General features: G+C 75.3%; 6 protein-coding genes. 3 read left to right on the top strand and 3 right to left on the bottom strand.

Going from position 1 to position 8,104, the window contains the following annotated elements; translation table 11 throughout:
• From RI554_09460 to RI554_09450, 3 genes are all read right to left on the bottom strand, one after another.
• On the bottom strand, positions 1-1,160 hold a 1,160-nt coding region (locus tag RI554_09460; protein ID MDR9392241.1), incomplete at its 3' end, for an MFS transporter.
• Between the two features lie 23 nt (positions 1,161-1,183).
• Positions 1,184-2,656 (bottom strand): M20/M25/M40 family metallo-hydrolase, encoded by a 1,473-nt coding sequence (locus tag RI554_09455; protein MDR9392240.1) that lies wholly within the window; start codon positions 2,654-2,656, stop codon positions 1,184-1,186.
• Positions 2,657-2,701: 45 nt separating this feature from the next.
• Entirely contained in the window at positions 2,702-4,222 is a 1,521-nt protein-coding gene (locus RI554_09450) for an ABC transporter substrate-binding protein (protein ID MDR9392239.1), read from the bottom strand.
• Positions 4,223-4,372: 150 nt separating this feature from the next.
• On the opposite strand from RI554_09450, the gene RI554_09445 reads away from it, so the two are divergent.
• The 3 genes from RI554_09445 to RI554_09435 are packed head-to-tail and all read left to right on the top strand — an operon-like array spanning position 4,373 to position 7,929.
• Positions 4,373-5,290, top strand: coding sequence for an ABC transporter permease (locus RI554_09445; protein MDR9392238.1), 918 nt, complete (start codon positions 4,373-4,375; stop codon positions 5,288-5,290).
• The gene (locus RI554_09440) at positions 5,287-6,126 is read left to right on the top strand and encodes an ABC transporter permease (GenBank protein MDR9392237.1); all 840 of its coding nucleotides are present in this window, start codon (positions 5,287-5,289) and stop codon (positions 6,124-6,126) included. Before RI554_09445 ends, RI554_09440 begins: the two co-directional genes overlap by 4 nt.
• A 27-nt stretch (positions 6,127-6,153) precedes the next feature.
• Positions 6,154-7,929 (top strand): formate--tetrahydrofolate ligase, encoded by a 1,776-nt coding sequence (locus RI554_09435; GenBank protein ID MDR9392236.1) that lies wholly within the window; start codon positions 6,154-6,156, stop codon positions 7,927-7,929.
• Positions 7,930-8,104 lie beyond the last annotated feature (175 nt).

The raw sequence follows: 8,104 nt of genomic DNA, 5'->3' as shown, positions 1-8,104 counted from the left end.
ACGACGGTCGCGAGCCCCGCGGCGGGGACGACGAACGCGAAGCCCGCGGCGAGCGCCGGCACGAGCCCCACGAGCTCCTGCACCGCGCCGAAGCCCAGGTACGCGACGCCGGCCATCCCCCACGTGAACCCCATCAACATGCCGGACGCCGTCGCGACGGCGTCCGGCGCGAGGTCCTGCGCGCTGATCACGAGCAAGGGGATCGAGGCGTTCGTGAAGGCGCCCGCCGCCGCGACCGCCGCGTAGAACGCCGGCGACCCCGCCGGGAGGATCAGCGTCGCCAGGAGGGCGGGCAGCGCGAGCAGCATCGTGCCCGCGATCAGGGGGATCCGTCCCAGCTTCGGCTCCAGCGCGCCGGCTGCGACGACGCCGACCGACGCGGCGATCTGGAACGTCGCCAGGGTCAGCCCGAGGATGGCGGCGTCCGCGGCGTACCCGCGGACGTTCGCGAGGTACAGCGGCATGGCGTTCAGGAAACTGATGTAGGCGGTCGCGCGGAGGATGCCGACGACCGCGAGCAGTCCGACGGGCCCGAAGAACAACGTCCGGTCGAACAGTTTCGGGCGGCGCGCGCGTTCGGGGGGCGGCTGGTGCGGCGCGAGCACGAGCAACGCCACGCCGACCGCCACCCCGATCGGCGCGAGCCACGTCAGGGCCCACGGGCCGTAGGTCCGCAGCAACCACAACGCCACGATCGGCATCACGGCGCTCCCGAACGGGCCGCCCGCCCCGAACAGGCCCATCGCCAGGCCCTTGCGTTCCCCCGCCTGCCGCGCCATGGAGGCCGCGCCGGGGTGGAAGATCGCCGACCCCAGCCCGCCGACCGCCAGGACCAGGAAGACCGCCCAGATCGTCGGGACGACGGCGATCAGGCTCATCAGGAGGCTCCCGACGACGAGGCCGAGCGCCGCGGTGCGGCGCCGACCCCAGCGGTCGGCGAGCGCGCCGGCGAACGCCTGCAGGACGTTGCTGGAGAACGAGATCAGGGCGACGAACGCCGCGAGGACCGCCTCCCCGACCCCGAAGCGCTGCTGCAGCGTGGGCAGCAACACCGGGAGGATGTTGGCGAAGGCGTCGTTGACGGCGTGCGCGGTGGTCAGCAGGGCCGCGAGGCCGACGCCCCCGAGGGCGGTGCGGCGGACGAGGGGGGACTCGAGCATCCGAGGACGGTACGCCCGGCGCGTCAGTCGGTCGGTCGGCCGGGCGTCACGCCGGCGCGCGCCGCGACGCGCTCGAAGAGGCGTAGCGTCGCCAGCGTGCCCCGGCGGACGTCCTCGATGCGGACGTGCTCGTCCGGCCCGTGGATGCGGCTTCCGGGGTAGCCGCAGCCGATCCCGACGACGGGGACGCCGACCCCCTCGACGAACGGGTGGATGGGGCCCGACCCCGGGCTGTTGGGCAGCACCAGCGGGGCGACGGCGTAGGCGTCCTCGAGGGCGGCGACGGCGTCGAGCACGAACGGGTCGGTCGGGTCGGAGCGACCGGCGCGCTCGGCGTGGGGGCCGCGCACGATCTCGACGTCGGCGAACCCGCGGGCGTCGAGGTGCGCGCGGATCGCGGCGACGACCGCTTCGGGGTCCTGGTCGGGCACCAGCCGCACGTCGAGCTTCGCGAACGCCTCGCTCGGGAGGACCGTCTTCGCGCCCTCCCCGCCGTAGCCGGCGTGGACGCCGTTGACGTTCAGGGTGGGCTCGAAGTACAGCGCGTGGTTCCACGCCGCCCCCGCGAGGCCGCGCTGCCAGGCGGGGATGCCGAACACGTCCGCGAGCTCCGCCGCCTCGTCGGGGAGGCGGTCGACGAGCGCGCGCTGCGCGTCGGTCGGGGGCCGCACGCCGTCGGTGAACCCCGGCACCGCGACGCGGCCGTCCTCGTCCTCGAGGCTGGCGACGGCGGCGGCGAGGCGCGCCGCCGCGCCGCGCGCCACGACGCCGTAGCTGGAGTGCAGGTCGCGTTCCGCGGTGCGGACGCGCAGGTCGAGCGTCACGACGCCCTTCATGCCGCAGTACGTGACGGGCGTGCCGGCGGCGTCGACGCCGCCGAACTCCCACAGGCACCCGTCGGCGGCGAGGGCGTCGGCGTGCGCCGCGACGTACGCCGCGAGGTTCGGGCTGCCGATCTCCTCCTCCCCCTCGATCACCATCACGACCCCGAACGGCAGGTCGCCGTGGCGCTCGCGGTAGGCGCGCAGGGCGGCCAGCCGAGAGACGATCTCGCCCTTGTCGTCCGCCGCGCCGCGCCCGTACCAGGCGCCGTCGCGCTCGGTGAGTTCGAACGGCGGGCTCGTCCACGCGTCGACCGGGTCCTCGGGCTGCACGTCGTAGTGGTTGTACAGCAGCAGCGTCGGGGCGCCCGGGACGCGGCGTTCGGCGAACACGACCGGCGCGCCGCCGGTCGCGTGCAGCTCCGCGTCGAACCCCTCGCCGATCAGCAGGTCGCGGACCGCGGCGGCGGTCTCGGGGATGGCGCGCCCGTCCGCCGCGACGCTGGGCAGCGCCACGAGCTCCGCGAGGCGCGCCCGGTACCACTCGAGCAGGGCGGCGGGGAGGGCGTCCCCGCCGCCCTGCGGGCGTGCGTGCGTCGTGTCGGCCTCGGGGCCGGCGCCGGGGTCGGCGCCGGGGTCGGGGGAGGCGTCGGGGGGGGAGGCGTCGCGCGTCATGCGTGCGAGCCTACCCCCCGGACGCCGGCGCCGCAGCGCCCTGCGTCAGTCGAGTTCGGCGGCGTACATCCAGATGCGTTCGTCGGTGCGGGGCGTCCACGCCACGTCGTCCGCGACGCCGTAGAGGTCCTGGGGCTTGTAGAGGAACAGCGCCGGCGCCTGGGCGTCGACGTGCGCCTGGACGTCGGCGTACGCCGCGAGGCGGGCGTCGCGGTCCACGGTGGTCCGGGCCGTCTGCAGGGCGGCGTCGAGGTCGGGGTCGGCGTAGTACGACAGCAGCTCGTCGCTGCCGAGGAGCGGGACGTAGATGAAGTCCGCGTCGAGCGGGGCGTTGCCCCAGCCGATCAGGTAGAGGTCCGGCGCGTTCCCGCCGAACAGGTCCCCGACGTAGGCGCCGTACTCGCGGATCTCGAGCTCGACGTCGACGCCGACGTCGCTCAGTTGTTCCGCCACCGCCTGCGCGACCGCGGCGTCGCCGACGTACCGGCCGTTGGGGGCCTGCAGCACCAGGCTCGGGCCGCCGTCCCCGTAGCCCGCCTCACTCAGCAGGGCGCGGGCGGCGTCGGGATCGTAGGGGAACGGGCTCGAGCCGGGGACGTAGCCGAAGTCGACGTCGGTCAGGAAGCCGGTCGTCGGCGTGCCGCGGCCGGCGAGGACGCCCTCGACGATGCCGTCGACGTCGACCGCCAGGTTCAGGGCGCGGCGCACGCGCGCGTCCTGCAGGGCGTCCGCGCCGCCGGTGACGTTCATGCCCACGTAGATCGCGCGGGCGCCGTCGACCGCCTCGAGGCGTACGCCGGGCGCGGCGTCGAGGACCGGCGCGAGGGTCGGGGGGACCTGCGCGACGACGTCCGCTTCGCCCGCCTGGATGGCGGCGACGCGGGTGTTCGCCTCGGGCACGGGCCGGAAGGTGACGCCGTCCACCGCCGGCGCACCGCGCCAGTGGTCCTCGTACGCCGCGAGCTCCAGCGCGACGTCGCGCTGCCACGCCTCGAAGCGGAAGGGGCCCGTCCCGACCGGGTTGCGGGCGAACGCCTCGGGTCCGACCGCCTCGAGGACGTGTGGGGGCGTGATCAGGAGTTCGCTGAAGTAGTGCTCGGCGAGGGGGGCGGGCCCGTCGGTCGTGATGCGCACCGCGTGCTCGCCGGTCGCCTCGACCGACGCGATGAACGAAAAGCCGCCGGCGATCGGCGACTCCGTGGCGTCGTCGAGGAGGCGCCGAATCGTGTAGACGACCGCGTCGGCGGTGAACGGTTCGCCGTCGTGGAAGGTGACGTCGTCGCGCAGCGTGAAGTCCCAGACGACGTCGTCGGTGACGGTCCAGTCGCTCGCGAGGGCGGGGGCGTAGGTGCCGTCGGGTCGCTTGTCGATCAGCGCGTCGAACAGGTGGATCAGGACGTTGAAGGTCGGCGTTTCGCGGTTGAGGCTCGGGTCGAGCGTCGCGGCGTCGGCGGACTGCATGACGACCAGCGTGCGGGCGAAGCCCAGCCCACCGACCGCGAGGGTGGCGGACAGGACCAGCGCCGTCAGGGCGCGGGCGGGGCGGAGCGGGAACGACTGCGGCATGGCGACCTCCTGGAAGCGACGGAAACGGCGCGCACCCTCCGGACGACGGCGGCGCTCGCGGCGAGCATACGACGCGCCCGGACCGGCGTCACGTCATCGTTTCCCGACCGTCACGTCCGTCAGGCTCTGTGCCGGGGGTAGGCTGCGCGCATGGCGCGTTACCTCGTACGACGGGCGGTCCTGAGCGTCGTCGTCCTGCTGGCCCTCACGATGCTCGTGTTCGCGATGGTGAACCTGTCGGGCGACCCCGTCCGGCTGCTGTTGCCGCCCGACGCGAGCCCCGAGACCGTCGCGGCGTTCCGCGCGCGGTTGGGGCTCGACGACCCGCTCCCGATCCGCTACGCGCGGTTCCTCGGGGCGGCGGTCCAGGCGGACTTCGGGACGTCGATCCAGCTCGGCGAGCCGGCGCTCGCCCTCGTCGCCGAACGCCTCCCCGCCACCCTCACGCTGGCCGGCTGGGCGGTCCTCGTCGCGGTCGTGCTGGGCGTCCCGCTGGGGGTCCTGACGGCGTTGCGGCGCGATTCGGCGTGGGACACCGCGATCACCGCCCTCGCGCTGGTGGGGCAATCGACGCCGGTGTTCTGGGTGGGGGTCATGAGCATCCTGCTGTTCGCCGTGGAGCTGCGCTGGTTGCCGTCGTCGGGTAGCGGCACCGCCGCGCACCTGGTCCTCCCGGTCGGGACGCTGACCCTGTTCCTCCTGGGGGGGTTGGTGCGCGTGACGCGCACCGCGATGCTGGACGTGCTGGACCGCGCCTACGTGCGGACCGCGACCGCGAAGGGGCAGGTCCGCCGCCTCGTCGTGTGGCGGCACGCCTTCCGCAACGCCCTGATCCCGGTCGTGACGCAGATCGGGCTGCAGATGCGCTTCGTGCTGGGCGGGAGCGTCATCACCGAAACGATCTTCGCGTGGCCCGGCCTGGGGCGCCTGATGGTGAACGCGGTGTACGCCCGCGACTACCCGGTCGTCGAGGCGGGCGTGTTCGCCGTCGCGTTGTTGCTGATCGCGGTCAACACGTTGGTGGACGTCTCCTACGCCTGGCTCAACCCGAAGGTGTCGCTCGCGTGAGCCGCACCTGGCGGCGCTGGTGGCGGCGGGGCCGGACGCGCAGCGCGCTGGCGGTCCTCGGCGTCATCGTGGTCGCGGCGCTCGCCGCGCCGCTCTACCCGCGCGAGCCGACCGACCAGGACCTGCGCGCGACGTTCGCGCCGCCCGGCACCGTGAGCGACGCGGGCGCGTTCTACCCGCTCGGCACCGACGAGCTCGGCCGCGACCTGGCGTCGCGCCTGCTGCACGGCACCCGCGCCTCGTTGGGGGTGGGCGCCGCGGCGCTCCTGCTGGCGCTCAGCGTCGGGACGCTGCTCGGCCTGCTGGCCGGCTACTTCGGGGGGTGGGTCGACGCGGTCGTGACCGGCGCGACGGAGACGTTGATGACGCTTCCGTTCATCCTCCTCGCCATCGCGGTGATCGCCGCGGTGGGGGCGTCGGAGGTCGTCCTGATCCTCACGCTCGGCCTGACCGGGTGGGTGAGTTTCGCGAAGCTCGTGCGCGCCAAGACGTTCGAGTTGCGCGAGGAACAGTTCGTCCAGGCCGCGCACGCCCTCGGGGTGCGCGCGCCCGGCGCGATGGGTCGGCACCTGCTGCCCAACGTCGCGCCGCTGCTGCTGGTCGACGGCACCCTGCAGTTCGGGGCGCTCGTCTTGGCCGAGGCCGGCCTGAGCTTCCTCGGCTTGGGGGTCCCGCCCCCCACCCCGACGCTCGGGGGGGTGCTCGCGGGCGGCCAGACGTTCCTGGCGGTCGCCTGGTGGATCTCGACGCTGCCCGGCCTGGTGCTGTTGGCGATGGTGCTGGCGATCAACCTGCTGGGCGACACCCTGCGCGACGCGTTGGCGCCCGGCGGGTAGCGCGGCGGGCTCGGCTACCCTGGCGACATGACGCCGCCCGATGCCGACCGCTTCCCGCTCGACCCGCACGCGGTGGAGCGCGCCGCCGCCGCGCTGCACCTCGCCCCCGCGACGCTCACGCCCTACGGGCCCGGCGTCCGCAAGGTCGTGCCCGTCCCGCCCGGCCCGCTCGCCGACGTCGCGGCCGCGCGGTCGCCGGACGGCGTCCCGGGGCGCCTGGTGTTGGTGAGCGCGCTGACGCCGACGAAGGCGGGCGAGGGCAAGACGACGGTCAGCGTCGGCCTCGCCGACGGCCTCGCGCGCCTCGGGCGGCGCGCGGTGGCGGCGCTCCGGGAGCCGTCGCTCGGGCCGGTCTTCGGCATCAAGGGGGGCGGGACCGGCGGCGGGCGCGCCCAGATCGAGCCGGCCGAACGCATCAACCTGCACTTCACCGGCGACCTGCACGCGATCGCCGCCGCCCACGACCTGCTGGCGGCGCTCGTCGACAACGACCTGCACTGGGCCGCCCTCGACGCCGCGAAGGGGCGTCCGGCGCCGGCGTCGGCGGGGGACGGCCCCGCCCCGACCGGCGCCAGCGGCCTGACGCCCGCCACCGCCACGTGGGGGCGGGTGCTGGACGTCGACGACCGGGCCCTGCGGAGCGTGACGTTGGCGGCGGGCGGGCGCGCGGAGCGCGCCTCGCGCTTCGACATCACCGCCGCCAGCGAGATCATGGCGGTCCTCGCCCTCGCCGATTCGGTGGACGACCTCCGCGCCCGCTTGGGGCGCATCGTCGTGGGGCGGCAGGGCGCGGAGGGCCCCACGCCCGGCGCGGACGTCACCGCGGCCGACCTCGGGGCGGTCGACGCGATGCTGGCGCTGCTGCAGGACGCGCTGCAGCCGAACCTGGTCACGACCCGCGAGGGGACGCCCGCGTTCGTGCACGGCGGGCCGTTCGCGAACATCGCGCACGGGGCCTCCAGCGTCGTCGCGACCCGCACCGCGCTGGCGCACGCCCAGGAGGTCGTCACCGAGGCGGGGTTCGGGTTCGACCTCGGCGGGGAGAAGTTCCTGGACGTCAAGATGCGCCAGGCCGGCCTCTGGCCCCGCGCCGTGGTGCTGGTCGCGACCGCCAAAGCGCTCCGCGAGCACGGCGCCGGCCCCGACGGCGACGCGGCGTCGGAGGACGCGCTGACGCGCGGCCTCCCGCACCTCGCGCGCCACCTGGACGCCGTGGCGCACTTCGGCCTGCCCGCCGTCGTCGCCCTCAACGTCTTCCCCGGCGACGGCGAGGCGGACCTCGCCGCCATCGAGGGGTTCGCGGCGGCGCGCGGCGTGCCCGTCGCGCGGGTCACCGCCTTCGCCGACGGCGGCGCCGGCGCCGAGGCGCTCGCCGCGCGCGTCCTCGAGGTGCTCGACGCGGGCGACGCCGCGCCGCCCACCCCGCGCTTCGCGTACCCCGACGCGGCACCCCTGACCGCGAAGATCGAGGCGCTCGCGACCGACCTGTACGGCGCGGCGGACGTCGCCTACGACGCTGCGGCGGCGGCGGAGCTCGCGCGCCTCGAGGCGGCCGGGTACGGCCCCCTGCAGGTCTGCATGGCGAAGACGCACCTGTCGTTCGCCGACGACCCGAAGGCGGGCGGTCTCGCCGAGGGCTTCACCCTCCGCGTGCGGGAGGTCCGCCTCTCCGCCGGCGCGGGCTTCGTCGTGGTGGTCGCGGGCCGCATCGTGACGATGCCGGCCCTCCCGCGGGAACCGGCTGCGAAGCGGGTTCGCGTCGGTGCGGACGGGCGGATCCGCGGCCTGATGCAGGGCGACTGAGCCCCCTTCGGCGCGCCCGGCGGGGTCGGAGTGGCGCGCGACGTGCGTCCTGGTGCCGGTGGAAACGATGTTGACATGGTAGGGTCGGGGGTCGCTCGGGGGCGCGCCCCCGGACGCCGGAAGGCCCGACGAACGGGCGTCCGACGTCGAGCCGCTCGCTTCCGGAGGTTCCCAT

Source organism: Trueperaceae bacterium (assembly GCA_031581195.1).
Classification (GTDB): Bacteria; Deinococcota; Deinococci; order Deinococcales; family Trueperaceae; genus SLSQ01.
This window is presented reverse-complemented; position numbering and strand designations above follow the sequence as displayed.